The sequence below is a fragment of the Sulfuricurvum sp. genome (genome assembly GCF_028710345.1).
Taxonomy (GTDB): domain Bacteria; phylum Campylobacterota; class Campylobacteria; order Campylobacterales; family Sulfurimonadaceae; genus Sulfuricurvum.
Window position 1 is genome coordinate 91,337 of record NZ_JAQTUH010000003.1, and the last position, 26,455, is coordinate 117,791.

The window sequence follows — 26,455 nt, forward strand, 5'->3', positions numbered from 1 at the left end:
ACCCCTACTGAATATGTGCTTGCACAACACGTGCAACTTCATCATAAAATATATTTTCATCGAACTTGACCAAATAGGCCTCTGCCCCTGCTTCTTTACCGCGCAGTTCACTAAAGTGATCGCTGATTGAGGAGTTAAAGACGATAGGTATCATTTTAAACCGTGCATCATCTTTTACCCTTGCCGCAAAATGGAATCCATCCATACGCGGCATTTCAATATCCGAAGCAATTAAACGAAGTTTGTTTGGTAGATCGTTACCATGTGCTAAATAGAGATCTTCCAATATTTTGAGCCCTTGCTCACCATCACTCCCCTCGATAACATGAAAGCCCATTTTTTCGAACGCATCTTTAATAATACGTCGTGCGGTATGACTATCGTCGAGAAGCAATACATAACCGTCAAAGTGAAGGTGATGAGAATTCATTGTCGCCTGATTAGGTTGATAAAGTCCCAGTTCTTGAACGACGCTCTCCAAATCTAAAATAAGCAATACACTCTCATCTTCGATACGAGTTACTCCAGTAATCTTAGATCCATCAATACTGCTATCAACAAACGAAGCTGGCTCAATATCTTTCCAGTTAATACGACGAATACGTTTCGCTTCATGGACGACGAATCCAATCAAAACATTATTAAATTCGGTAATAATAACACGGGAACTTTGTTCAATGTTTGCTGGGGCTTCGATGCCCATCCACTTAGCGAGATTGACAACAGGGATAACAACCCCTCGAAGATCAAATATCCCCTCTATAAATGGTGGAGTTCCCGGTAATTCAGTAAGCATAGGGAGCCGGATAATTTCGCGTACTTTAGCGACATTTATCCCGTATATCCCCTCATAAACTTCATCACCTTCTTGCTTAAAAATCCGAAAATCAACCAATTCCATCTCATTGGTTCCAACTTTTAAGACCTCTTTTTGTCCCTTCATCGGGGCTCCTTCTGAAAGATCACTTCTTCCAAATTAATTTGGCTCTGTGAAGATTTTACAACATAAATTCTTTCATTGCAAGCAAAAGCGCCCAAATTAATATAATTGTATTTTTCAAAATGAAATTGACGATTTTGATGGTAGTGACCTTCGATAATCATATCGCACTCTTCTAGCCACATTTCACCCTCGAATCGTTGTGCAATGTGTTCAAAATTTTCGATTTTTTTGCAATGACGCTTTCGTTGCATCTGCTCACAAAGCCAATGGATAATCACCCCACCTAAGAGGGTGTCTATAAGATTTAAGAGGGCAAGTATTGAACTATTACGGATTAATGCAGTATAGATTCTATATCCCAAAGGGACAATAATATCTCCGTGCAGCAGTGCTATTTGTTTCCCTTGGAACTCTACAAAAAAAGGTTGTCGTTTAAGCGGGATAACACGAATATGGGGGAAAAGAGAGGTAAGCCTGAAATCATGATTACCTTCAAAATACCAAATCTCTATTTTTTGAGAAAGTCGATTCAAGAGGTTCAATCCCTCTTCATTCAGTGTGTGCGTTGAGGGTATCGGGCCAAAAAGAAGATCAAAATTATCCCCCATCAAAATGAGCTGAGGGGTTTGTATCTCTCCAAGATCTAGCGCATGCAAAAAATCGATAAATTGGGTTCTCCATGGAGCAGCATGAGAATCGGCGATTAAAATCGCCCCCTCTTGGAGTCTATTAAGGTACATAAGAGATTTTCGGAATACCGAGAGACTCGTCTAATCCCATCATAATATTGGCATTAACGAGGGCTTGAGAGCTTGCGCCGCGCATTAGATTATCGATAGCGCACATGGCGACTAATGCATTACCGTGACGAATGGCATATACATCGGCGAAGTTCGTCCCTGAGGTCATTTTCGTATGGGGCGGTGCAGTGCGTAGACGAACAAAAGGTTTATTCGCATAAAACTTCTCCATTACATCCACAGGATTACAATCATCTTTTAACGTTGCATAAACACATGCAAGCATCCCCCGTGTCATCGGGACGAGCGAAGGGATAAACGTAACTTTTACTTCATCAGAACATAAAGCCGATGCATGTTGTTCGATTTCGGTTGCATGGCGGTGTTTGATAATATTATAACAGTTGATATTATCATTGACACTCACGTAATGCACTGTCGGGCTCGGTGATTTACCCGCACCTGATACCCCCGTTTTGGAGTCAATAAAAATCGGCTGTGAGAGATTGATATGATCTAAAAACGGTGCTAATGCCAACAACGATGCGGTGACATGACACCCCGGATTGGCGATAAGTCGAGCACCTTTAGCGACGTCCCCGTGAAGTTCAGGGATGGAATAGATAGCATGAGAGAGGTTATCCAAATCTTCGTGTTCACAATAAAAAGCTTCGTAATTTTCAGCAGAAAGGCGATAATCGGCAGAGAGATCGACCACTTTTATCCCCCGTTCCAACAGTCCTTTAGCCGTTTGCATTGCCGTTTTATGGGGAAGTGCTAAAAAAATCAGCTCACACGATTGCGCGGCATGTTCTATATTTACTTTTTCGACGCCCAAATCTGTAACACCCAAAAGTGAGGGGTGAAGTTCCGCCAAAGTTGCCGCACCTTCGGTATTGGCACAATAGACGAGATTAAAAATCGGATGTTCCAGCAACATTTTTACAAGCTCTAAGCCTGTATAACCGCTGACACCGATGATTCCGACATTAATGGGATTCAAAAACGATCTCCTGATATTTCACTTCAAGCACTTCAAAATTTTTAACTCCACCGGGGAGTTTTGCACTAAATTCATCCCCCTCCTCGTGACCCAAAAGCTGTTTAGCTAACGGAGAATTAAAGGAGATAAGTCCGCGATCAGGGTTGCTCTCGCACCCGCCTACGATAGTATACGTCACTTCATTATCGGTATCCAAATCGGATAATACTACCGTAGAGCCAAAACTGACACGGGCATGTTCTAGCTCACTGGGATCGACAATCTGAGCACGGGAAATCACCTCACCAAGTTCAGCAATACGGGTTCCGATAAACGCCTGTTTTTCACGTGCGGCATGGTATTCGGAATTCTCTTTTAAATCACCGTACTCTTTTGCACGATCAATCTCTACATTGACCTCAGGTAAATCGATATTTTTAAGGGTATTCAGCTCGTTTGATAAACGCTGAAACCCGTATTTTGTCATGGGTTCTTTTTGCTCCACTGTATTCTCCAAAAATAATTATGAAGCATTATACCAAAGGGAAGACTAATTACCAATCCGTCGTAATGCCAGCGAACACATCGCCAGACCAAATGCACCCGTTACTCCGACAAAACTCCCTTTTTCTTTGATAAGGGGGAGTTCGGAGGAGCAGATACAGATGAAATCGCCTTTGAATTTTCGCTTGCGAAGTTCATTACGAATTTTGGAGGCGAACGGATCACCCTCCGTTTTCCAGATGGAGCGCACTTCGATCTTCGTCGGATCGAGTCGTTTGGCGGAACCGACGGAGGAGATGAGTTTCGGATAACATTTTTGAATGAGTGCAAGTTTGGCACGCATATCATCGATAGCGTCGAGGATCAGATCGTATGGCTCAAAATCAAACTCTTCGACCCATTCGGGGGTAATCTTATCGCTGATAGCTATCACTTCGGGATAATGTGTTTTCAGCGCTTCGACTTTGAGTTCTCCCTCATGAGATTCTGAGTGCATCTGGCGGTTTTGGTTGCTTACATCGTATCGGTCAAAATCGATAATGGTAATGTCACGCACACCGGAGCGATAAAGACAGTCTAAACAAAAGCTCCCCACTCCGCCGACACCGAGAAGAAGGATTTTAGCATTACTAAGTTTGTCGAAGTTCTCTTCGCCGAAAACCAGTTTTGTCCGAACGTTTCTCAAAGCCACTCCCGTAATTGTTCCATCGATTTATAGGCACTCATATCGAGTTTAATCGGAGTCAATGAAACTTTCCCTGCCTCAATCGCTTCAAAATCACACAAAGCTTTACGATTCTCTCTAGGTTTAAACTCCAGAGGATGAAGCCCTAACCAGTAGTACTCCATCCCTCGTGGGTTTCGATGGAGGTGTGCATCATTGGCATAATAGCGATACCCCGCATAGGTGACGGCGAACTCTAGCTCTTCTGTATCATAAGGGATATTAACGTTTAGAAATTCCCGCTCTCGTAGAGGAAACTCTCCCTCTAAAACTTTTTGTACCAAATGGCGAATTGCATTTTTTGCCAACGCAAAATCTCCGACGGGTTGGGTAAAATCCATCACTTGCGATATTGCGATAGCAGGAACATCGTGCAATACCGCTTCCATCGCCGCCGCCGCTGTCCCTGAGTAGGTAATATCTTCTCCCATGTTAGAGCCTTTGTTAATCCCGCTAATAAGCAAATCGGGCTTACGCTCCTCAAAAATCGAATGGAGTGCAAGGTAAACACAATCGCTCGGCGTACCGTCATCAAGTTTGTAAAAATCATCCCCAACACTGATAAAGCTCAAAGGTCGATTAAGAGTTAAAGAGTGTCCGCATGCTGATTTCTCCGTAGAAGGGGCTACTATCGTGATATGCCCTAGTCCTTCCAATGCTTCAATGAGTGCTAGCAACCCCTCTGACTCATACCCATCATCGTTGGTAATCAATATCTCTTTCATCTATTATCTCCTTTTCGATTTTTTCGGGGCAAAAATAAAACAATTCATCTCTCCACGCCGTTCATAGAGCAAATCAAAATCATGTTCATTCAAAATCGCGTCAACAATATAAAGCCCCAATCCAAAGCTGTCTCGTGTCGGAGAATCTTTTGTAAATGGTTGAATATAGTGCGTTAGCGGTTGAAGCAACTCTCGTCCTTCATTCATAAAAACGATATTCTCATTCTCTAAACGGATTTTCATACTCCCCGAAGAAGAGTATTTAATCGCATTATCAATCATATTTTTTATTGCTGTAGTAAAAAGACGATAATCCACATTCAGTTTTATTGACCCCACTACCGCGTTATCAACCGCATCATAATCAACCATCGCCATATCGATTGCCCCATCAATCAAATCAAGCACTCTATACTCTTTTTTTTGAATATACTGAGAACCTGAAGTAATCTCTTCGATGAGGGCAAATTCCACAATCAGCCCCTCAAGCCGTTCAAATATACCGGCAAATCGGCTTTGCTGTTTCTCATTTTCCAACATCGTTGCCGCAATTCTCCCTTTAGCAATAGGGGTTTTTAGTTCATGCATAATATTACGCAAGAAAAGGGTACGTGATTCGATAAGGGAACGAATTTTCTCCTGAGCCGTTTCCATTTCGTTGGCAATCAATGCAATCTCATCTTCTCCCTTTGTCCGAAATCGTACCGCCATATTTCCTTCTCCGAAACGAGCAATTTGACGACGCAAACGACGAAGGGGATTAAGTCTATAGATAATCAATGCGAATGAGAATAGAAGCATCATCAAAATCGTGATGTAAGCATATATCAATGTTGAGGGGGAATATCCGCTTACTTTGCGATCTTCAAGCAACATAGAGTGGTGATTTGATTGAATCCAAAAATAAATTTTCCCATCATTTTGAAGCATCCGCGCATGTATCTGACTAACAATAAATTCATTATAAGGGGCATCATAAGCAATATGAGGTGATATTTTTTCCCCATCCTCTTTTAAAACAGTTGATTGAGAGGTAATATCATCGTATTCAGCAGTGTTATTGATAACATAGAGGTCATATACTGCGAGATTGGCTTCCAACATCGGAAGTGATATTTGTTTGAGCAAAAAACTGTTGTAAATCTGAGAAATGAGAGAGTATTTGGTAAAAAGGTTGTCAATGTGTTTAGTACGATTGGTTTCATACAGCTGATAAAACGTATAACTGACGCTCAGAACCGTAACGCTCAGAGCAAAAAGAACAGTAACTAAAACTGCATTGCGTTTAAAAATCATTTGAGCAGTTTGTAGCCGATACCGCGAATCGATTCGATCAATGCTTTATCCCCTAGTTTGTTACGGATACGCCCCATCATAACATCGATACTTTTGTTGGAGGAGTCTTCATTAATCGCAGAAACATTGTGAATCAAATCTTCGCGCGATACCACCATCCCTTGTTTTTTAATCATGTAGGCGAGAATCCCATACTCTGCATTGGTTAACTCCAACGCTCTGTTTTTATAGTTGATTTGCATGGCAGATTCATTCAGTCGAAAATCACTTTCGTTCTCCGCCGCTGCTTGAGATACTGCATCATATCGACGCAATACCGAATGGATACGGGCTTCAAGCTCTCTGGGGTCATACGGTTTTGGGAGATAATCATCCGCTCCTAATTCAAGCGCATTAATCTTATCGGTTACATCCGAGCGTGCCGAAGAGATAATGATAGGGATGTTTTGACGCATCCGTATCGCCTCACACACCTCTAACCCATCCATACCCGGTAACGTCAAATCCAATATGACCACATCAAATTTTTCCAATTTCAGGATGCTCAAGGCTTTAAACGGATCATCTTCCGTCACCACTTGAAAATCGTACTGTTCTAAAAATTCGCTCAATATCTCGGCGAGTTCGAGATCATCTTCAATCATTAATATTTTACTCATGGTGATATTGTAACGCAGGGAGGGTTAATAGTTTCCAAATGGTTTTTACTCTCTAAGTAATTATGTGATAAAATATTTTCATTATTTAACAAAGGAGACGATCATCTTGAAATCAGCAGTTTTAATGTTCCTCTTAACCTTTTATGCTTTTGGTGCCGAATCGGTGGCCTTTATCAAAAGCATCTCCGGTGAAGCTTCCGTAATGCGGAATAATCTCACTCACCCTCTGCAACAAGGGGAAGAGCTTTTTAGCAAAGATGAACTCATTACAGGTAAAAACAGTACTGTAGGTCTCTCTTTTGATGATGGAACCCGTATTTCCATTGGCGCTAACACCCATTTTAAAATCGATGATTTCCTCTTTGCTCCGGCGCAACAAGATTTTAAATTTAATGTGAGTCTCCCAAAAGGGTCACTCGTATTTGAATCGGGAAAAATCGGGAAACTTGCCCCTGAAAAAGTAGGAATTAAAGTCCCTCAGGGGATTATCGGTATTCGTGGAACCAAATTTATCGTGGAGGCTGAATAATCATGGGAGCGTTTTTTGTACTATGCAGTGCTATTATTTTATCCTTTCCGATGTTCTCACACTCACCGAAAACTACTCTGATTTTATTAGAGAACAACAGCTCCCACAATGCCGTTGTTGTCTCTACCAATGAGGGGAATCTCACCGTAGATAAACCTTATAGTTATACTACCTTACAATCAGCCGATAAAGCACCATCCCCTATTCAAGAGGGAAATCGTGAAGAAATCGAGCAAAAATATGCACAACAACTCACAAGCTTACCTACAGCACCGGTCTCAATGCTGTTTCATTTCGAACCCGGAACCGCCGATCTTACTGAATCGTCTAAAAACCAAGTAGAAGAGTTGATTCAGATTATCGCTTCTCGCGCCCCTGCTTCTATCGATATTATCGGTCATTCTGACCGTGAGGGTGAGGCTCAACAAAACTATCTCTTGGCATTAGAGCGTGCCAAATCAGTAGAAACGTACCTCTTGTCTCGTCAAGTAAAATTGGAAAAAAGCACCATTACCTCTTATGGTGAAAGTGATCCTATTGTTCCTACAGAAGATGGGGTTTCCGAACCTCAAAATCGCCGAGTAGAAGTTATCGTTCGCTAATTAATGAAAAAAAACACTCTATTGATTGTGAGCTCTTTGGGTCTCACAATCCTGTTGTATTTTTTTTGGTGGAATACCCCGCTACTCTCTTATCTCGATTATAAACTGTATGATTTTACCGATCATGCCACCCCCTCAACCCATTTCCCATCATCAACCGTTGTTGTCGAGATCGATGATAACAGTCTAAAACAGTTGGGACAATGGCCGTGGCCACGAATCATCACCGCAAAATTGATTGAAAAGATTGCAGAAGCCGACCCCTTGGCAATCTCACTGGATATGGTATTTTCTGAAAACGACCGAACATCCCCCGCAACGCTAAAAACATTTTACCACACCCTACTAGGTGTCGATATCTCCATTAACGGACTCCCTCAATCGCTCGAAGACAACGATGCCGTATTATCCTCTATCATGACAAAATCCCCTATGGTTTTGCCCCTCTTTTCCAACACCGCACGACAAAGCGGTGTATGTATTTTGCCCGATACCGTAACGTATAATCATCTGCTCCAAAAAAATGATTTGCTTCCGTTAAATGATTTAGTGTGTAATCAGCCCCGTTTTCAGAACCACTCCCGTGCCATAGGGCATATCCATGCCGCAGCCGATGGGGATGGAATCCTCCGACGCCTCTCACTGGGGATGACACATGAGGATATTTGGATTCCGACATTAGGAGTAGCCACTATTGCCTCCGTCTCTCCTAAAATCCATTTTGATACCGCATCTCCCTTGGTCGGCGGAATAAATCTTACTATGGCACACCACCATTTTTATGCAGATCGTCATGCCCAAGCACTGTTGCATTTCTATCCCTTTGAGCACTACGAAAAAATTTCAGCGGTCGATATTCTCAGCGGTGCAGTTTCTCCCGATCGTCTCAAAGGAAAATACATCTTTATCGGTTCCACCGCACTGGGGCTAGATCGAACCTATACAATGAGTGACGGTTCTGTCCGCTCAGGGGTCTATATCCATGCTACACTGGTTGAAAATATTTTAAACAACGATGTATCCGTTCAGCCTACCCTCTATCCACCTCTCAACCTCATTATTGGATTTTTTCTCAGTTTGCTCTTGCTTGTACAAATGCTCCGTAAACACTATCTCAGCGTCCTTGCTATTTTCACCCTAATCATTGTTGTGAGTGCAGTAATAACGTATGGGGCATGGCAAAAACATATTTACATCTCTATAGGGTATCTGTTGATACCGTTGGGTAGTTATTTGTTTATTCTGGCTCTTTTGATGTTTATTATCGATTACCGAAATAAAAAACGCTTTATTGATGAGCTAAACCTCTCCACCAAACAAAAACAAGAGTTACAAATGGCACTGTATGAAAGTGAAAGTGAAATAGAGTATCAAAAAGCGATGATATTTCAACAATCCAAACTCGCGGCGATGGGCGAGATGATCGATAACATCGCGCATCAATGGCGCCAACCGCTTAATCTTCTAGGAGCGATTGTCCAAAATTCTGAGTTTGCATTTGCCAAAGGGAGAGTGGATTCAGCCTATCTCAAAAAAATGAGTGCTGACTCAATGGAGCAGATTTTATTTATGTCCCAAACCATCGAAGATTTTCGTAATTTCGTCAAACCTGACCGCAAAAATTCCCCATTTGACATCGCTCAACCGCTCGAAGAGTCTCTCCGTTTGGTAGAAAAGATGTTTAATGCTAACGGCATCACCATCGGCGTAGAGTATGGCAATGCACCGCTTATCGTTATGGGTTCTCCCAGTGAATTTAAACAAGTGATTATCAATCTTTTGCACAATGCCCGCGATGCCCTTTTGGAAAATCGTATCCAAACACCCTATATCCGTCTCCAGCTCTCATCGACTAAGACGGATGCACTCATCACTATTACCGACAACGGGGGTGGGATTCCCGCAGAAATTATAGATCAAATTTTTAATCCCTATTTCTCTACCAAACACGACAAAGGGGGGAGCGGTATCGGATTGTATATCTGTGATGCAATTATACGGACCAAAATGGGGGGTTCTATCACGGCTTCAACAACAGAGGATGGTACTATTTTTACGATTCGTTTGCCTCTCAAACACTAGAGAGACGATACCCTAATCCATAAACACTACCAAGAGCATTTTCGGGAAGTTTTTTTCGTAATCGCATCATCATCCCCCGTAAACTCTCTGAGCTAATGTCAAGATCGTGAAGATAAAAATGGTTCACAATCTCATCACTGCTGCACACCTGTTCAAATTTTGCGCTTAGCACTTTCATAAGATAGATCTCATATTTCGTCAGAGAGACAGAGTTTCCATCGTTCAAAAGTAAAGAGCTCTCCATATCCCACACCATTGTGTCACTGATAGTGATAAGAGGGGAAGGTTTACTCGGAAGATTTACCGAAGCGGTATTAATCTTGTGCGCAACATGGTATAACACATCCAGCATCTTGGTGTACTCAATCGGCTTGGTCACAAATTGGGCAACACCAAGATTGATAAGGGCCAATAGATAGTCTGTTTCCGTATGTGCGGAGAGGATGATAATAGGCTGATCGTTACGCAACGCATAGAGTTCACGTGTTAGTTCCACCCCATCCATCCGTGGCATTTGAATATCAGAGATGACAATATCAAAATAGCTCCCTTTACGATTATAATACTCTTTGTATTTCTCCAACGCATCCACACCGTCTTCAGCGATTTCGAGTCGATAGAAACAATCTTCGAGCATCTCTGCCGTCCGTTCTCGCAACTGTGGATCATCTTCTACAAACAGTACATTCATCCGTCGTGTTTGTTCATAAATTTTTTCTAGATTCATTATTTTTTTGCTACCCTATTTTGTTCACTTAAACACACTATTTTAACGCTCTTATCTTAAGAACTATCTCATTCTTTATGAAAAAGTTAAAAGAACATCATCTTTTTGCATTACTAAACTCGCTTCCAACACTTCTAGCGATTCGAGTAATACTGTAGATATTTTCACCATTTGATGATAATAGTGGAGAGCTTCTTGTTGTTTTTTTGGGGTAACCTCTTTACGAGATTGTGTTACTAAATTCATTATCCAAGAGCGTTTTGTTTCTAAAAAATAAATTTTATAGATACGCAAATAGGTATCATGAAGATTGCGGTGTTCTAGTTCGATTTTATGCAAAATATCTGACAACTTTGCAATATTTTTATATTTCATTCCATTTCCGTAAAGCCATTGTCCAAACTGACACTCCGTCGAATCCACCGGAATCATTTTTTCATCTACGGGGAGATTCTCAACGAGATGTTTTGCTCGGCGTACCCATTTTTCATGGGCAACATACGCATCACGGATCTCTTTTACAATTTGCTTTCGAATACTGTTTCCGTATACAAAATTTTGTGGAACTGTCATCATTTATCCTAATTTACTATCATATTTTACGAAAGTTTACTAGGAGAATGTGAGCCAATTGTTATAAGAATAATATATAGTGTGTTAGCTAAGCCACAACACCAAACGATACGTGATAAATGCAAGCGAATACGCTACTATCGTCGTAAATACAAACAGATAAACGAAATATTTTATCCCCCCCGCCTCACGGGTAAAGACGACCGACGCTGCTAAACAGGGCAAGTAGGTCATAATCACGACGATAAACGCCACTGCTGATGCAAACGGTATTTGTAACCTGATAGTATTGATAAGGGAGTGATCTGCTTCGGTAGTATCGCTTCCGAGTGAATAGAGAACCCCCATCGTCGAGACAACGACCTCTTTGGCGGCAAGTCCTGTTTGGAGAGCAACCGCCATTTTCCAATCAAATCCGAGCGGAGTAAATGCCGGCTCGATGAGATGTCCGATTTGCCCTAAAAAACTTTGCTCTAATTGCGCTTCCGCAAGTTGATTTTCGAGCCCTTTTTTTGCTTCATCCGACATTGCTGCTTCGATTTTTGCCCCATAGAGTTTATCGAGAGAGCCATCTTTAGGATAGGTACTCAAAAACCATACGAGCAGTGACGCAAGAGCAATAAATGTCCCCGCTTTTTTCATATACATCATTGTTTTGGTCACAACGGTATGCCAAATCAGTTTCACCGAAGGGAGACGATATTTGGGCATCTCCATAACAAACGGCTCATCAACTCCTTTAAACGCAGTTAGTTTGAGAATTTTTGCCGCCACTAGACCTATCATCGCACCGAGAATGTAAATACCAAATAGTACATTTCCCGCCATTTCAGGAGAAAAGAAAGCGCCCGTAAAGAGGACATATACAGGTAGTCGTGCGCCGCAACTCATAAATCCGATGACAAACAGCGTCAATAAACGGTCACGGTCATTTTTTAAAATCCTCGCCGACATATACGCAGGGATAGAACACCCAAATCCCGATACGAGGGGGATAAACGACTGCCCGTGAAGTCCGAATTTATGGAAAAAACCATCGAGTAAAAATGCAACCCGTGACATATACCCCGTCGATTCGAGCAGTGCAATCCCAACAAACAAAATAACGATATTAGGGATAAAAAGGACCACTGCCCCAACTCCGCTAATCACCCCATCAACAATCAACGACCGTACATCATCATTCGAAATGGTATTTCCGACAATCTTACCGAACCATCCGAAAAATGCATCAATCCAATCCATCGGGATAGAACCGATTTCAAAAGTGAGCTGAAACAGTGACCACATAAAGAAAAGAAAAATCGGAATCCCTAAAATCGGATGGATTAACACACTATCAATCTTTTCCGTTGTTGTTTTCTTTTGCGGAAGTTTAGCCTTTATCTTTACCGATTCGGCGATGATACCTCGGTTAAACGAAAAATACTCTTCCGCTAACGCCTCTTTCATATCATCGGTATCGTGGTGAAGAAGTACATGTCGATCTGCTTCAATCAACATCGGTTGTAACTCCGTCCAAAGGGGATTATCATGGAGCACACGGTATGTTTTTTTCTCTTTTTGCAAAAGGTTAATAGCGATATTGCGATTACTGATTGAGGCTTTAAACTTATGACGATTCAGATAATCAGCGATTAAATTAATCTCCTCTTCCACCGCTTCACTAAAAACCAATTTTTGCTCTTGATACGAAAGTTTATGCGTTTTGATAACCGCCGCCATCAATTCATCAAGCCCCGTTTTTGCCGCCGCAGATACACGAATACACGGAATTCCCAACAGAGCAGAGAGATAAGGTGCGTTAATCTCGATTCCCTCTTTATCCGCTTCGTCGCTCATATTGAGTGCAATAACCATTTTTTTACTCATGGTCATGAGTTCAGCGGTCAGTTGTAGATTTTTCTCCATATTGGTCGAGTCCAATACGTTGATTATAAGATCGTACTGCTCTTGGGTCAAATAATCGTGCGTTACCCGCTCTTCGATGGAATAGTCGGTAAACGCATAGGTTCCTGGGAGATCCACAACACTAAATTCATACCCGTCATGTTCGAACGTAACAACCGTTTTTTCAACCGTCACCCCAGTAAAATTCCCGACCTGCAACCGAGCGTTCCCGATGGAGTTGATGAGCATACTTTTACCGACATTAGGTTGACCTACAAGGGCGACAGTTATTTTTTTATCGGACATTACATACCTCGATTAATTCAGCCTCTTCACGTCGCAGTGCGAGATTGACATTGCCGACTTTGATTTCAAACGTACTTTTCGTTAAACCGCATTCGAGCATCATAATATCGACACCCTTCATCAACCCAAACGATATTAACCGCTGTTTGAGAGCACCTGTCGCATTAATCTTGACCACGGTGGCAATCCCACCTTTGGTACAGGCACTTAACAGTGTCATTGTATTCATTCAAAATCCTTAAAAGTTATAACTCAACCGCACCAAGAGTCGGTCATACCCGCCATCATCCGGTGTTCCGTTATTGTCAAACGTATTTTTGTTTTTATCATTCACCATCGCATAGCTCATTTCTGCACTCAGAGCTTCATTGATAGCATAGGTAGCGATAAAGTCAACCTCTTTAACTTTGATATCCATTGGGGTACTTTTAAACGTGCCGTATTGTCCACTCAATTTTAATCCCTCTATCCCCGCATCGGCTAAATCGAGTTCAGCACTCAACTGGCAGGCTTTTGCATCTTCATATCCATCGATAGTCATCTCTTCCATAGAGGTGAAATAAGGTCCTCCGCCGAAACCGTTAGAGATTACTTTTCCATTATCGCTGGAGGATGTGTTGTATGCCGCGCTGAGTCTCAATGCACTGTAATTGAATGCTGTAGCGATTCCATAGACGTTACCGTCTAAACCGCTTCCACTCTTTTCAGAAAAGTTAGCTGCTTGAGCGCTCAGTTCTAATCCCATTGTTTCACTCAATGGTAGTGAATAGATAGCATCGGCATAAATTGCATTTGCCATATTATCGATTCCATACATCCACCCTTGGGCTTTGAAGTTTTCGATACTCTCATTCATAATACCAAGAACCGTTACACCTTTACTGTCAAACCCATCGAATCTTTTGAATTTAGAGATATCATCTCCTGAGTCGTATCCTGCGAACCGTTTGACGTAACCGCCTATGAGGGTTGTTTTATCCCATCCGCTGTAAGTAGCGATTGCCGCTTCAAAGGTGTTCGGGTGCATACGAATATCATCAGTTTGTGCGAATGGAGTATCGAGTAGTTGACGACCGATTTTAAGATTTAAATCACCCATGGTGTAATCTGCATACGCTTCACCGACATAGGCGTATGATTGAGCGTTATTAGCAAACAAGTCATTATTGGCTTTTGCTTCATCTCCGGTTGCAAATCCAACTTTTTGGGAGATGTATGCTGCGACACCCAATTTCAATCCGTTCCACTCTCCGCTCTCGTATTTCAAAATACCTCCGAGTGAGGTTCCGTAGGTATCGGTATCGATCGCGTTATCTTGGCTTAGGTATACGGTACGAAGTTGTCCGCTCGCTTTTCCTGACTTAAACGCCTCATCGATATTGGCTCCGTTGAGTGCAATAACGGTTATTATGCTTAGTGTTAGGGTTTTTCTCATTCTATTGTTCCTTGTAACAACAATGCACCTTTAAATTATTTGGTAATGATAATAACTATCATCTTTTATACGGCTTAATCTTGATAATTGTTTTCAATTAGAGCTATTTTTCCTGCTTTAGCTATAATTCTAAACCAAATCATACCTTATTAGGACTTTTATGCAATTTCTTTGGCGTTCAACCAGTCATTTCAACCTTGCCAATCTCATTACGATGGCGAACATTACCTGCGGACTTCTCGCTACCTATTTTATTACCCAAAATCATTTTATGATTGCTGCTATCTTAGCATGGATGGGTGGAGCATTTGATATATTTGACGGTAAAGTTGCCCGAAAATACGGATTATCCAACGAATTTGGGATTCAACTCGATTCATTCGCTGATTTTCTCAGCTTTGTCCTCGTCCCGACTTTCTTTATTTTTCAATCGGTTTACAATCACCTCAGCGGAATACCCCTTATCGTCGCTTCAATCGTCTCTATCTATTACGTCATCAGCGGTCTACGCCGTCTAATCCAGTTTAACATCAACGCCGATGCGGGAGAAGTTGCGAAATATTTTACGGGTGTTCCAACACCACTTGGGGCAATTTTATTGTGGATTGTATGGCTTGTTTGGTTGGGGCTAAACGTTTCGTTTGGCTGGATGGGGGTCCTCGCGATGATGATACTCATCGGAGCATTGCTGAATTCAAAAGTAAAAATTCCGCATCTATAACAGAGTTTCGTCCTCGTCCGCTTCCATCAATGATGAGGGAAGCATCTTCTTCGGCTTCAATCCCAATTTTCGCATCGACTCGACACGTCGGATCAAATTACCTTTTCCACTGCTAAGCTTATTCATCGCCCCCTCGTAACTCTTTTGGGTACGTCCGATCTGCTCGCCGATTTTCTCCATATCCTCCACAAACGCTACCAGTTTTTCGTACAGCGCTTCGGCAGACTCAGCAATCGCTTTAGCATTGCGTTCTTGATACTCACTTCGCCAAATATGCTCGATGGTACGAAGAGTTACGAGCAGTGTCGAAGGGGAAACGACGACGATGTTTTGTTCATACGCTGTTTTAAAAAAGGTGTTGTCCTGCTCCAACGCGAGGAGAAATGCCCCCTCGATAGGCATAAAGAGCAACACAAAATCAAGCGTTCGTACCCCGCTGAGCTGTTCGTACCGTTTGTTGCTCAATCCTTTGATATGAGAGTGTATCGAGAGGAGATGTTGTTTGAGAGCATGAGTCCTATCTTCGTCGGTTTCGGCACGGATAAAGGCATCGTACGCAACGAGTGAGACTTTGGAATCGATGATAATGTCTTTGTTCTGAGGGAGATGGACGATCATATCGGGACGGAACTTTTTCCCCTCCTCATCACTCAGTGTGCTTTGGATGTCGTACTCATGCCCCTCACGTAGCCCCGATTCTTCGAGTATTCGCTCTAGCACTATCTCTCCCCAGTTTCCTTGGGTTTTGTTCTCACCTTTGAGTGCTTGGGTTAGATTAATCGCATCTTGGCTGAGCCGTTCATTGAGGGTTTTGAGGCGGAGAATTTCGTCTTTGATACTTTGACGCTCTTTCGCATCGTGGATAAACTGCTCTTTGCTCTGGGTTGAGAATTGAGCTATCTGCTCACGAAACGGTTTTAGGAGCAAATCGAGCCCTTTAGTATGGGCTTCATCAAACGTTTTAGATTTTTGCTCAAATATCTGCGCCGCGAGTTGTTCAAACTGCACTTTCATCTGTACTTTGGCTTCGTCCAAAAGACGGATTTTTTCCTCAAAAGAGCGTGAGGACTCTTCGTGACGGGTATGGAGCACCGCGTAATCGCGTTCTAATGCATGATACTCGCTCTGGGTAGTATCAAGATGGGCTTGGATTTTTGATTTGAGAGTTTGTTCCTGAGTGTAGAGTTCTTGGAGTTGTAGTGCACGCGCTTCGAGGAGCGCGTAGTGTTGTCGGGATTGATTCCACATCCATGCGAGTGTTCCGGTGGCGATAAAGCCTATAAGGGTTGTTATTTCGTACATCATAAGGGTGATTATAGCCCATCACCCCTAAGAGGGTAAAAAATATGACAAATTGCCCTATTTTTTCTCACCCAATGCCGTTCCCAAATATCCTAATGATCCTACTGCACCCGCAAGACTTTGTTGCCAATCGGCAGGCATAAAAACCACTTTGGAGTTTGCCGACTCACTCAAATTTTTAACACTGTCGATATAGCGTTGCGCAAGGAGATAGTGAGGAGAAGCTTCGCCCCCAGCAAATCCTTGTGCCACAACAACCATCGATTTACGATCCCCTTCAGCGAGTTCCACTTTTGCCTGAGCTTCGAGTTTCGCCGCTTCGAGTCGCCCTTCTGCTTGTAAAATAACCGACTGTTTTTGCCCCTCCGCTTGAGCAATAGCGGCTCGTCTTTGACCGTCTGCTATTAAAATAGCCGCTTCACGTTCACGATCTGCCGCCGCTTGACGCTCCATCGCCTCTTGGAGATTTTGGCTCGGACGGATATCTTGGACTTCCAGATTCCCTAAAGTTAGACCCCATCCGCTGAGAGAATCACGAATCTTCCCTGCAACTTCCGCTTTAATCACATCCCGTTGAGAGAGCGATTCATTCAGTGTCATCCCCCCGATTACTGCACGAAGTGTCGTCATCGTCATATTGGCAACCGCACTCTCGAAATTGCTAATCGAGTAGGATGCTTTCCCCGGATCGGTAACACGGTAAAAGACGACCGCGCTGATGATGACGACCGCGTTATCTTTGGTAATAACCTCTTGTTCGCGCGTTTGTTGAATCAGCTCTTTGGTAACAATTTTATACGCAACAATATCCACAATCGGAATCAGTAAATGAAGCCCCGGCAAAAGGGTCGTATGGTATTTACCCAACCGCTCGATAACCCACTCCTCCCCCTGAGGGACAATACGCACCATTTGCGACAGTGTATACACCACCGCGACCATTAAGACTAAGGGAAAAAGGATACTTATATCCATAACACGCTCCTTTAAATTTTTTCGACGATAAGGGTATTACCGCTCAATTTCACAATCCGAATCTCTGCATTAGGCTCAATCGTCCCCTCAACACTCACCGCTGGCCAATGACGTGCCCCGACCACCGGTTCATAGAGAGAAACTTCCCCCTCTTGATGAGCAGAGAGTTCACTCAACGCTCTACCATTGATTCCAACGAATTCATTGTGCGTTCCCACCGAATCACGTTCATCATCACCAATATGTCTTTTTTTAAAAACAACAGCACCAATTATCATAAATACCGAAGCAACCATCAACTGCACACTCAGCGATTCAGGCATAAAAAATGAGACAGCGGCGGCCGCAAAAAATCCCACCCCCGCGAACAGAGCAAAAAATGTCGGAAGCATCATCTCCACAACAAATGCGACAACACCAAAAATAAGCCAAAGATAGTATGACATTAAAATCCCTTTGATAATTTATACACAGCATACACCTTCAATACTTACGCTATAATAAACCAAAAAAAACGAACTATACTATGAAAATATCCTCTAATGCCCTCTGCCCTTGTCACAGTGGTAAAAAGTACAAACAATGTTGTCTCCCCTACCACAAAGGGAGCCTTCCATCCACTGCCCTCAAACTTATGCGTTCCCGCTATAGTGCTTATGTTTTGCACTTAGCAGACTATATTATCCATACTACCCATCCCAATAATCCTGATTATACCAATGAAACAGCCATCTGGAAAGAAAGCATTTTGGAATTTTCTCAAAACACTCAGTTTTTAGGATTGAAAATTCTTGAATTTATCGATGGGGAATACGAATCGTATGTGTCATTTGAAGCACTATTAGACAGCGGTGTTCTCAAAGAAAAAAGCCGATTTTTAAAAATCGAGGGGAAATGGCTTTATGAGAGCATGGTGTAATCAGGTTTGACCCGAAACTTGACAACCAAATCTGCATTGATTATAATGTCATCAACAAACAATGACTCTCGTGAACACTAACAACACCAAATTCTTCTGTTCACTCAAAATCTACACTACCTTAAGGCTTCTTTCCTAATGAGCGATAACGCAAAAACCCCTACTCCTCGAAATAATTCTAAAAATCGTACCCATACCCCAGTTGATGGCTTCACTGTTGAAGCACTTCGTGCTAAAAAACTCGAAGATCTTTTAGAGATTGCAACTGAATTAAAAGTTGAAGACCCTAATGAGCTTAAACGCCAAGATTTGATTTTTGAAATCTTGAAGACCCAAGTTCAACAAGGGGGATTCATCCTCTTTACGGGAATTTTGGAGATTATGCAAGACGGTTACGGCTTTTTACGCGCAGTTGACCAAGGTTTTAGCGACTCAATGCACGATGCGTATGTATCGAGCACTCAAATTCGCCGTTTTGCCCTCCGTAATGGGGATATCGTCACAGGACAAGTACGCGCACCAAAAGACCAAGAGCGCTATTACGCCCTCCTCAAAGTCGAAGCAATCAACTATCTCCCACCTGAAGAGTCTAAAAAACGTCCTCTCTTTGAAAACTTGACTCCATTGTACGCTCTTGAGCAACTCAAACTCGAATACCAACCGACCCGCCTTACGGGACGTATGATGGATTTGTTCTGTCCCATCGGTAAAGGGCAACGGGGTCTCGTCGTCGCACCTCCTCGCTCAGGTAAAACAGAGCTTATGAAAGAGATTGCTCATGGGGTAACCAACAACCACCCTGAAGTTGAGCTCATGGTTCTCCTCGTCGATGAACGCCCTGAAGAGGTAACCGATATGGAACGTTCCGTCAAAGGGGAAGTGTACAGCTCTACTTTTGATGAACCTGCAAAAAACCACGTCAAAGTAGCCGAAATGGTAATCGAACGGGCGAAACGACGCGTTGAGCTTGGTAAAGATGTCGTGATTCTCTTAGACTCTATCACCCGTCTAGCACGTGCGTACAACACCGTCACACCAAGTTCGGGAAAAGTGCTCTCAGGGGGAGTTGATGCCAATGCTCTCCATAAACCGAAACGTTTCTTCGGTGCAGCGCGTAACATCGAAAACGGCGGAAGTTTGACCATCATCGCTACTGCACTCGTCGAAACGGGAAGTAAAATGGATGAGGTCATTTTCGAAGAGTTCAAAGGGACTGGGAACTCCGAAGTAGTCCTCAGCCGTAAAATCTCTGACCGTCGTATTTACCCTGCTATCGATATCCTCAAATCAGGAACTCGTAAAGAAGAGCTCCTTATCGGTGCCGATATCTTGCAAAAAGTGTTTGTATTGCGCTCCATGCTCCACAAACAAGAGGACGAAGTGGAAGCACTCCGATTCCTCTACAACACCATGCTCAAAAGCAAATCAAACGTTGAATTTCTCGATAGCATGAACGGGGATAGTAAATAACCGACTATGAGAATCGGTGTTTTTGACTCTGGTTTAGGCGGTCTTACCATCGTCTCTACCATGCTCCATCGTCTCCATGGAGTCGAGATAATCTATCTCGCCGATACTGCCAATGCCCCCTACGGTGAAAAATCGAAACATGAAATTTTAGACTTCTCTATCTCCATCACCGAATACTTTTTAAAACACTACTCGATAGATGCCCTCGTCGTTGCGTGTAATACCGCCACCTCCGCCGCCATTAACGAGCTTCGAGAACAATACCCCAATCTCATCATCGTCGGAACCGAACCGGGGCTAAAACCTGCATTTTCTCATACCCACACTAAAAAGGTGGGGATTCTCGCCACCCCTGCGACACTAAATGGGGAAAAATACAAACAATTAGTCACCTCTCTCAAATCCCAATACCACGTCGAAGTATATGAGCAAGCGTGTCACGGATTGGTTGAGCAAATCGAAGCGGGTGAGACATCAACACCCAAAACCCTCTCGATGCTCGAAGCGTGGTTGAAACCTATGCGTGAAGCTCATGTCGATACTATTGTCTTAGGATGCACCCACTATCCCCTGATTGCCCATGAAATTCAAAACATTATGGATACCCCCCTCACTCTGGTTCAAACCGCCGATGCCGTCTCCAATAGGACACTCCATTTGCTAGAGCAAAAAGGGCATATCAATCAGGGAGAAAATTCTCTGACACTCTTAAGCACAGGTCCTCTCAATTCCACGATGATTAAGACTATTTTAGGTCAAAATTTTAGGGTAGATACGGTAAAATTAAATCAATTAACTGATGTTACGCACTAAAACGAATGCATCCGTTTTAGCGGCAGGGACAAATTGTCCCTTGCAACCCCCTAAAGCTACAAAAACTACGTTTTTGAGAATTTAAGAGGTATTTATACATCAACAAATACTATAAGGCTCTCAAATATGGCAATTTCAGAAGTATTAGCACTAAAATACCGTCCACGTCGATTTGAAGAGCTTATCGGGCAAGAGAGTATTTCCCAAACTCTCTCCCTCGCCCTCGACTCTAAACGTCTCTCCCACGCCTATCTCTTCTCAGGTCTACGGGGATCAGGAAAAACCTCTACCGCACGTATTTTTGCCAAATCGCTTATTTGTGAAAACGGTCCTACTTCGGCACCGTGTGACGTCTGTAGCCACTGTGTTATGGCAAACGAGGGGCGACATATCGATATCATCGAGATGGACGCGGCATCGAGTCGTAAAATCGACGATATCCGCGATCTTATAGAACATACCAAATACCGTCCAGCCAGCGGTGCTTTTAAAATCTTTATCATCGATGAAGTACACATGCTCACCAAAGAGGCACATAATGCCCTCCTTAAAACGCTCGAAGAGCCACCCGAATACGTTAAATTCATCCTCGCGACCACCGATCCGCTAAAACTTCCGCCGACCATCCTCAGCCGTACGCAACATTTTCGGTTTAAACGGATCAGCCATCCTAATATCGTCCATCATCTGAGCCACATCCTCCATTTGGAGAACATCGAATACCAAGCCGAAGCGCTCGACATCCTCGCCCGTAGCGGTTCAGGCTCTCTGCGTGACACCCTCACCCTCATGGATCAAGCAATCATCTACTCCAAAGGGTTTGTCGATGTCAAAACCGTTGCCGATATGCTCGGGCTCCTCGATCCAAACTATATCGATACCCTCTTTGAAGCGATTTTTACCAAAGACCGCCCTCGCCTGATCCCGATGATTAAAGAGCTCGAATCGTATGAAGCTGAGATGGTCGTCGATGAACTTATCGCCTATCTCAAAGATAAACTCTACGAGGGAGACCACCATTTTACCCCTTTGGTAATTGAGCGATTTTTCCGAATCCTCAGTGATGCGAAAACCCTTTTTGCCATCAATGCCGATGGGGGATTTGTCATCGGACTCATCCTCTTTAAAATGATTGAAGCACTCAAGATCAAAGAGATTGATGAGATGATTGAATCTCTCGAATCACGTACCCAAATCAGTGCCATCCCCTCAGGAATTTCACTAGCCCCAACCGAAACGGCTCCGATCACCAAACCGCAACCCCCTACTAAATCACTGTTTGACCAACTGTGCGACAAGATAAAAGATCGTGATGAAAAACTTTTCTATTGTTTTGAAAAAAATATTTCGTTTGTCTCTTTTGCAGAAGATACTTTGACATGGGAAAGTTGCGCCGAGGGGGATGAAAAAGAGCTTCTCAAACACGGCTATGCCATCATCCGTCAATTCGTCCGTGAAGTCTACGGTATCGACACCCAAATCAAATCACAACCGTGTTCTCAAGCGCCATCTCAAGCACCCATAGTAGAAGCACCGATAGTTGAAATGCCTCTATCAGAAGCACCTAAAGCTGAACTATCCTCAGACCCGTTCACCATTACCGAAGTAGACGCTCACCCAGAGGAGAGCGTTGAACCCACTTCAATGATTGAAGATTCTGAAATCGGTGTCGGTAGCTGTGTCAGCCAATGCGATGAGACCAGTGTCAAAGAGTTTGACGGCTCCGATGTCCTCAAAGAACCGATGATTCAAAAAGCGGCAACCCTCTTCGAGGCGACCAAAATCACCGTACAGTCAAAAGTTTAATTATAATCATTGCTTTTTAGCATTTTTTCAGCTATACTTCAGCTATTGAAAGATGATTTAGAGTTTCATCTTTAGCTAGCTCTCTATTGAAGACCTTTTGTTAACAGTACGGCCCGCTCTAAGAACACTCCACTTTATATTTTCGACCACCACGGCAACGGGGTGTATTTTTAACAAAAAGGCTCATTATGGCAGATCTACAAAACGGAACAGTAAAATGGTTCAATGGTGAAAAAGGTTTTGGATTTATCCAACAAGATAGCGGAGACAAAGATCTTTTCGTTCATTTCCGTCAAGTAAACCGCACTGGTTACGGACGTGTTAACCTTGAAGAAGGTCAAAAAGTAACTTATACTGTTGGTCAAGGCGAAAAAGGCCCACAAGCAGAAAACGTTACTGCGCTGTAACTTCTCCTCGCGGGCTTTAGCCCGCATCTAAGCTCCACCTCAATTTTTTACTTCGATTTTATTTACTTCAGAATTTATTCTACTAAGACACCAAATATGTGTTTTAAAGAGCCAATTTAAGGATAGTACCATGGAAAGCAGAGAAGCCGTTTTAGACGCCCTTGCACAAGGAAAAAAACTTACCAGTAATGTAACCGGACTACAATACCATCTTGTAGATGGAAAACTTCATGCCCGTCATGGCGAAAAAAGCGATTGGCACGAGAGTGAACTTTGTTTTGACAATCCCCCTTCATGGCTCAATCTTCGCGATTAATCTATCGCGCGGAGATTTATACTAAGATATTAAGATACTTTTCACTACACTTCCATAAACAAATTATTTTTTATTATATAACGATTCCCATGATAAAGAAAAAAGTATGCTAAAACGTCTTCTCCCTAAACCTGCTAATCCTGCTGTAAGAGCTGAACAAATACGTTTACTATTTCTTCAAAACCGAAGCGTTCAAGTTCTTGGTATGATAACCGCGATTGTCACCGCAATAACGCTTTGGAAAGTTGCCGATCACACGTTACTTAGCGGATGGTTAATACTCATGATAATTGCTTATTCTATGAGATTTGTCACTACTATCCTCTTCTTTCGTACCCACATCAGCGATCAAATGACAGAAATATGGGTACGTCGATATATTATATGTACATTTTTTGCAGGTGTTATATGGGGAAGTTTGGCATTTTTACTAGACCCATCGTGGCCTGCGGCTTATCAAGTCGTCCTCTTTGTCGTCTATACCGGTCTTATTGCCGGAGCATTTAGTGCCAATTCATCTGTTTTTGTTGCGTTCCCCTCTTTTTATCTGCCGATGGTCGTAGCACTAATGATTGTTATGTTACAAATGAAAGACGAAGCATTTAATGCACTTGCCTTACTCTTTATGATCTACATTGCGCTTATGTATATCTCCTCTCTCAAATTTTACAATCAGCTCACCTATACCCTTCAACTCCGTTTTGACAACGAAAAATTAGTTCAAGAATTAGCCGAATCTAACGAAAAACTAGTCCATCTCGCCGACATAGACGGATTGACCCAAATCTATAATCGTCGTTCACTCGATAGATTCTTAAATGCTGAATGGAATCGACACTATCGAAATCAAAAACCTATATCTTTCCTCTTTATTGATATAGACTACTTCAAACAGTACAATGACACCTATGGACATGAAGCGGGAGATAACTGCTTAATAGAAATATCACGTATTCTCAAATGCAATGCCAAGCGTGCTAGCGATATTACAGCACGATATGGTGGAGAAGAGTTCGCCGTTATATTTCCGGAAACAGATGAAGCAAAAGCCTTTGAAATAGCACAAAGAATGATTACTCATTTACATGATTCATCTATTGAGCATTCCACTTCTTTGGTTTCTGAGTATGTTACGATGAGTATCGGTGTCTCCACCATCATCCCGCAAAATCCAAACAACAGTGAATGGTTACTTACATCTGCCGATAAAGCGCTGTATGAAGCCAAAAATAGCGGTAGAAATCAAGTGGTGCAAACCTCTTCGTTAGAGGTCTAATAATTTTTTTAAAACATATCGATGGATTACATACCCTATTGCAATCCCGATACTATCAGCCACAACATCCAGCGTTGAGGCAAATCTCCCCGGAATAAAAGCTTGCGTCAGTTCAATCTGTACACCGATCAATAATAAAATTGCGATTCTTTTCTGTAGTGAAAAATGTTTATACGCAACACTGAGTAAAATATACAGTACAAAAAAAGCAGCAAAATGATTTTGTTTATCCCACAAACCATCAAGCACTTCAATATGCTGAGGGGTTAATGCCAGATATTCAATAACTCCAAAAGTAATAAAAAAAGAGGTTTTAAAAAAAGTAGTTTTCATCGGGTGGATTATAACACACCCTAGAAATCAAAATATCAACTCTTACGAAATCCAAACAGTTCTAACGAACTTTTGGTCGCTCGTGCGATGATACTTTGCTCAGGTCTGAGCATTGCATCCGAAATCACTTTTACTGCACTCGTAATCCCTTCAAATCCATACTTAGGATAGGTGCTTTGTAATACGATTCGATCCATACTCATTTTATTGAGAGATTCGATATCAAACATCCCGACATTACCCATACCTATTGCGAGTAAAAAGTTTGGCAATGAGGGATATTCTTGTGTCGCATTGAGGATAATCCCTCGATATTCGCCCAATGAGGCGATAAGACTCTCGGTCAACATCGATTCGTCAATCATGATGGGTTTATCACCCATCAGCAACACTATCTCCTTCTCATCTTTTATCGAATAAGCAACACAATGGCTATCTGCTTCACTCCGTAAATGTAACGGCACAGAGTAAAAGATGCTCTCGTACTCATCCGCAAGCTCTTTAATCTCATTGATTTCCAAAACCGATGAGGGGTGAAGAATAAACATCTGCACCATAGTATCCTCGATAATCTCATCGATATTATCGATAAACTCCTTATCTGCACGGTATAGATTGACATCGATCGTCATGATTCCCCTTTTGCATAATATTATTTTTGGTATGCAACTGTAGTTCTATATTAATGTCTTAACTGTGCCTATCTTTGTATAATAGATATAGTGTAGAAATCTTTATCTAGGTACAATTGCACTTATGAAAACACAGATACTTTTTGACAATGACGGTGTCCTCGTCGATACTGAACACTGGTACTATACCGCCAGCGCTGAGATACTCCATTCCCAAGGATTTTATCTAAGCGAGGAGAGATACCGCGATATTATGATTGCAGGGGAGAGTGCCTTTTTAATCGCCGAAGAGATGGGAATCCCCATGATAGAAACCGATAAATGGCGCGCACAGCGAAACGAACTCTACCAACACTACCTCCGTACCGAAGACATAGCGATTCACGGTGTCAAAGAGGTATTAGAACACCTCTCACACCGCTATCGTATGGGTATCGTCACCTCAGCTCTACGATGCGATTTCGAACTCATCCACGCCTCACGGGGGATTGTTGATTATATGGATTTCGTCCTTTGTAGCGGGGAATATCCTCGTGCCAAACCCTACCCCGATCCATACCTAATGGGATTAGAGCGACTGGGAGGCGAGAAACACGAGACAATCATCATCGAGGATTCAGAACGTGGTCTACGCTCGGCAGTTGCCTCAGGGATAGAGTGTGTCATCGTCCACAACCGCTTTACCGAAAATCACGATTTCACCAAAGCAACTTATCGGATTAAAACACTCGATGAATTACTAACACTACTCACATAAAAGGGATACAA

The 26,455-nt window shown here is 42.6% G+C and carries 30 protein-coding genes; 12 read left to right on the forward strand and 18 right to left on the reverse strand.

The window, feature by feature from the left end; genetic code table 11:
• Positions 1-4: 4 nt before the first annotated feature.
• From PHC76_RS05045 to PHC76_RS05080, 8 genes are read right to left on the reverse strand one after another with little or no spacing between them, the layout of a single operon-like run.
• Complete coding sequence (locus tag PHC76_RS05045) at positions 5-943, reverse strand: chemotaxis protein (protein WP_299970420.1); 939 nt, start codon at positions 941-943, stop codon at positions 5-7.
• Positions 940-1,683 (reverse strand): UDP-2,3-diacylglucosamine hydrolase, encoded by a 744-nt coding sequence (locus PHC76_RS05050; protein WP_299970417.1) that lies wholly within the window; start codon positions 1,681-1,683, stop codon positions 940-942. The genes PHC76_RS05045 and PHC76_RS05050 overlap by 4 nt, the downstream gene beginning before the upstream one ends.
• Positions 1,673-2,686 carry an N-acetyl-gamma-glutamyl-phosphate reductase gene (gene argC / locus PHC76_RS05055; RefSeq protein WP_299970414.1) on the reverse strand — a complete coding sequence of 338 codons (1,014 nt, stop codon included), beginning with the start codon at positions 2,684-2,686 and terminating at the stop codon, positions 1,673-1,675. The genes PHC76_RS05050 and argC overlap by 11 nt, the downstream gene beginning before the upstream one ends.
• A complete protein-coding gene (gene greA / locus PHC76_RS05060) occupies positions 2,673-3,170 on the reverse strand; it encodes a transcription elongation factor GreA (protein WP_299970411.1) in 498 nt (165 codons plus the stop codon). The genes argC and greA overlap by 14 nt, the downstream gene beginning before the upstream one ends.
• 45 nt (positions 3,171-3,215) lie before the next feature.
• Positions 3,216-3,854, reverse strand: a complete 639-nt coding sequence (locus PHC76_RS05065; RefSeq protein ID WP_299970604.1) for a tRNA threonylcarbamoyladenosine dehydratase — start codon at positions 3,852-3,854, stop codon at positions 3,216-3,218.
• Entirely contained in the window at positions 3,851-4,618 is a 768-nt protein-coding gene (gene surE / locus PHC76_RS05070) for a 5'/3'-nucleotidase SurE (protein WP_299970408.1), read from the reverse strand. Before surE ends, PHC76_RS05065 begins: the two co-directional genes overlap by 4 nt.
• Positions 4,619-4,621: 3 nt before the next feature.
• Complete coding sequence (locus tag PHC76_RS05075; RefSeq protein WP_299970406.1) at positions 4,622-5,914, reverse strand: ArsS family sensor histidine kinase; 1,293 nt, start codon at positions 5,912-5,914, stop codon at positions 4,622-4,624.
• A complete protein-coding gene (locus tag PHC76_RS05080) occupies positions 5,911-6,573 on the reverse strand; it encodes a response regulator transcription factor (protein WP_299970403.1) in 663 nt (220 codons plus the stop codon). Before PHC76_RS05080 ends, PHC76_RS05075 begins: the two co-directional genes overlap by 4 nt.
• A gap of 106 nt (positions 6,574-6,679) precedes the next feature.
• On the opposite strand from PHC76_RS05080, the gene PHC76_RS05085 reads away from it, so the two are divergent.
• Genes PHC76_RS05085 through PHC76_RS05095 form a run of 3 tightly spaced genes read left to right on the forward strand, consistent with a single transcriptional unit; the run spans position 6,680 to position 9,786 of the window.
• Complete coding sequence (locus PHC76_RS05085; RefSeq protein WP_299970400.1) at positions 6,680-7,102, forward strand: FecR domain-containing protein; 423 nt, start codon at positions 6,680-6,682, stop codon at positions 7,100-7,102.
• A gap of 2 nt (positions 7,103-7,104) precedes the next feature.
• Complete coding sequence (locus tag PHC76_RS05090) at positions 7,105-7,704, forward strand: OmpA family protein (protein ID WP_299970398.1); 600 nt, start codon at positions 7,105-7,107, stop codon at positions 7,702-7,704.
• Between the two features lie 3 nt (positions 7,705-7,707).
• The gene (locus tag PHC76_RS05095) at positions 7,708-9,786 is read left to right on the forward strand and encodes a CHASE2 and HATPase_c domain-containing protein (protein ID WP_299970396.1); all 2,079 of its coding nucleotides are present in this window, start codon (positions 7,708-7,710) and stop codon (positions 9,784-9,786) included.
• On the opposite strand, the gene PHC76_RS05100 is transcribed toward PHC76_RS05095, so the two are convergent.
• The 5 genes from PHC76_RS05100 to PHC76_RS05120 form a co-directional block, all read right to left on the reverse strand.
• Positions 9,776-10,513 (reverse strand): response regulator transcription factor, encoded by a 738-nt coding sequence (locus tag PHC76_RS05100; protein WP_299970394.1) that lies wholly within the window; start codon positions 10,511-10,513, stop codon positions 9,776-9,778. The two genes, PHC76_RS05095 and PHC76_RS05100, sit on opposite strands and share 11 nt — an antisense overlap.
• Before the next feature lie 75 nt (positions 10,514-10,588).
• Positions 10,589-11,086 (reverse strand): CZB domain-containing protein, encoded by a 498-nt coding sequence (locus PHC76_RS05105; RefSeq protein ID WP_299970392.1) that lies wholly within the window; start codon positions 11,084-11,086, stop codon positions 10,589-10,591.
• Between the two features lie 84 nt (positions 11,087-11,170).
• Positions 11,171-13,282, reverse strand: a complete 2,112-nt coding sequence (gene feoB, locus PHC76_RS05110; RefSeq protein WP_299970390.1) for a ferrous iron transport protein B — start codon at positions 13,280-13,282, stop codon at positions 11,171-11,173.
• Positions 13,272-13,511 (reverse strand): FeoA family protein, encoded by a 240-nt coding sequence (locus PHC76_RS05115; protein ID WP_299970387.1) that lies wholly within the window; start codon positions 13,509-13,511, stop codon positions 13,272-13,274. The genes feoB and PHC76_RS05115 overlap by 11 nt, the downstream gene beginning before the upstream one ends.
• A gap of 9 nt (positions 13,512-13,520) precedes the next feature.
• Entirely contained in the window at positions 13,521-14,717 is a 1,197-nt protein-coding gene (locus PHC76_RS05120) for an OprD family outer membrane porin (RefSeq protein ID WP_299970385.1), read from the reverse strand.
• Between the two features lie 160 nt (positions 14,718-14,877).
• Here PHC76_RS05120 and PHC76_RS05125 point away from each other — a divergent pair, with 160 nt between their 5' ends.
• Positions 14,878-15,438: a CDP-alcohol phosphatidyltransferase family protein gene (locus tag PHC76_RS05125; RefSeq protein WP_299970382.1), complete on the forward strand. Its 561-nt coding sequence runs from the start codon at positions 14,878-14,880 to the stop codon at positions 15,436-15,438.
• On the opposite strand, the gene rmuC is transcribed toward PHC76_RS05125, so the two are convergent.
• From rmuC to PHC76_RS05140, 3 genes are read right to left on the reverse strand one after another with little or no spacing between them, the layout of a single operon-like run.
• Positions 15,433-16,743 (reverse strand): DNA recombination protein RmuC, encoded by a 1,311-nt coding sequence (gene rmuC, locus PHC76_RS05130; protein WP_299970379.1) that lies wholly within the window; start codon positions 16,741-16,743, stop codon positions 15,433-15,435. The two genes, PHC76_RS05125 and rmuC, sit on opposite strands and share 6 nt — an antisense overlap.
• Positions 16,744-16,797: 54 nt before the next feature.
• Positions 16,798-17,715, reverse strand: a complete 918-nt coding sequence (locus tag PHC76_RS05135; RefSeq protein ID WP_299970376.1) for an SPFH domain-containing protein — start codon at positions 17,713-17,715, stop codon at positions 16,798-16,800.
• Positions 17,716-17,726: 11 nt separating this feature from the next.
• Positions 17,727-18,161: an NfeD family protein gene (locus PHC76_RS05140; protein WP_299970373.1), complete on the reverse strand. Its 435-nt coding sequence runs from the start codon at positions 18,159-18,161 to the stop codon at positions 17,727-17,729.
• An 80-nt stretch (positions 18,162-18,241) separates the two neighbouring features.
• On the opposite strand from PHC76_RS05140, the gene PHC76_RS05145 reads away from it, so the two are divergent.
• The 7 genes from PHC76_RS05145 (at position 18,242) to PHC76_RS05175 (ending at position 24,722) form a co-directional block, all read left to right on the forward strand.
• Positions 18,242-18,634 carry a YchJ family metal-binding protein gene (locus tag PHC76_RS05145; RefSeq protein ID WP_299970370.1) on the forward strand — a complete coding sequence of 131 codons (393 nt, stop codon included), beginning with the start codon at positions 18,242-18,244 and terminating at the stop codon, positions 18,632-18,634.
• 138 nt (positions 18,635-18,772) lie between these two features.
• Positions 18,773-20,104, forward strand: a complete 1,332-nt coding sequence (gene rho / locus PHC76_RS05150; RefSeq protein ID WP_299970368.1) for a transcription termination factor Rho — start codon at positions 18,773-18,775, stop codon at positions 20,102-20,104.
• A gap of 6 nt (positions 20,105-20,110) precedes the next feature.
• Complete coding sequence (gene murI, locus PHC76_RS05155; protein WP_299970365.1) at positions 20,111-20,917, forward strand: glutamate racemase; 807 nt, start codon at positions 20,111-20,113, stop codon at positions 20,915-20,917.
• A 126-nt stretch (positions 20,918-21,043) separates the two neighbouring features.
• Positions 21,044-22,723: a DNA polymerase III subunit gamma/tau gene (locus tag PHC76_RS05160; protein WP_299970362.1), complete on the forward strand. Its 1,680-nt coding sequence runs from the start codon at positions 21,044-21,046 to the stop codon at positions 22,721-22,723.
• Positions 22,724-22,911: 188 nt separating this feature from the next.
• Positions 22,912-23,130, forward strand: coding sequence for a cold-shock protein (locus tag PHC76_RS05165; RefSeq protein WP_299970359.1), 219 nt, complete (start codon positions 22,912-22,914; stop codon positions 23,128-23,130).
• A 130-nt stretch (positions 23,131-23,260) separates the two neighbouring features.
• On the forward strand, positions 23,261-23,446 hold the full coding sequence (locus PHC76_RS05170) for a hypothetical protein (RefSeq protein WP_299970356.1): 186 nt from the start codon (positions 23,261-23,263) through the stop codon (positions 23,444-23,446).
• A gap of 106 nt (positions 23,447-23,552) precedes the next feature.
• Positions 23,553-24,722, forward strand: a complete 1,170-nt coding sequence (locus PHC76_RS05175; RefSeq protein WP_299970353.1) for a GGDEF domain-containing protein — start codon at positions 23,553-23,555, stop codon at positions 24,720-24,722.
• Here the strand turns inward: PHC76_RS05175 and PHC76_RS05180 are convergent.
• Together PHC76_RS05180 and PHC76_RS05185 are read right to left on the reverse strand one after the other, a co-directional pair.
• Positions 24,711-25,055: a VanZ family protein gene (locus PHC76_RS05180; RefSeq protein WP_300209841.1), complete on the reverse strand. Its 345-nt coding sequence runs from the start codon at positions 25,053-25,055 to the stop codon at positions 24,711-24,713. The genes PHC76_RS05175 and PHC76_RS05180 overlap by 12 nt on opposite strands.
• A gap of 35 nt (positions 25,056-25,090) precedes the next feature.
• Positions 25,091-25,687 (reverse strand): hypothetical protein, encoded by a 597-nt coding sequence (locus PHC76_RS05185; protein ID WP_299970347.1) that lies wholly within the window; start codon positions 25,685-25,687, stop codon positions 25,091-25,093.
• A gap of 124 nt (positions 25,688-25,811) precedes the next feature.
• Here PHC76_RS05185 and PHC76_RS05190 point away from each other — a divergent pair, with 124 nt between their 5' ends.
• A complete protein-coding gene (locus PHC76_RS05190; protein WP_299970344.1) occupies positions 25,812-26,444 on the forward strand; it encodes an HAD family phosphatase in 633 nt (210 codons plus the stop codon).
• The last annotated feature ends 11 nt before the right edge of the window (positions 26,445-26,455 follow it).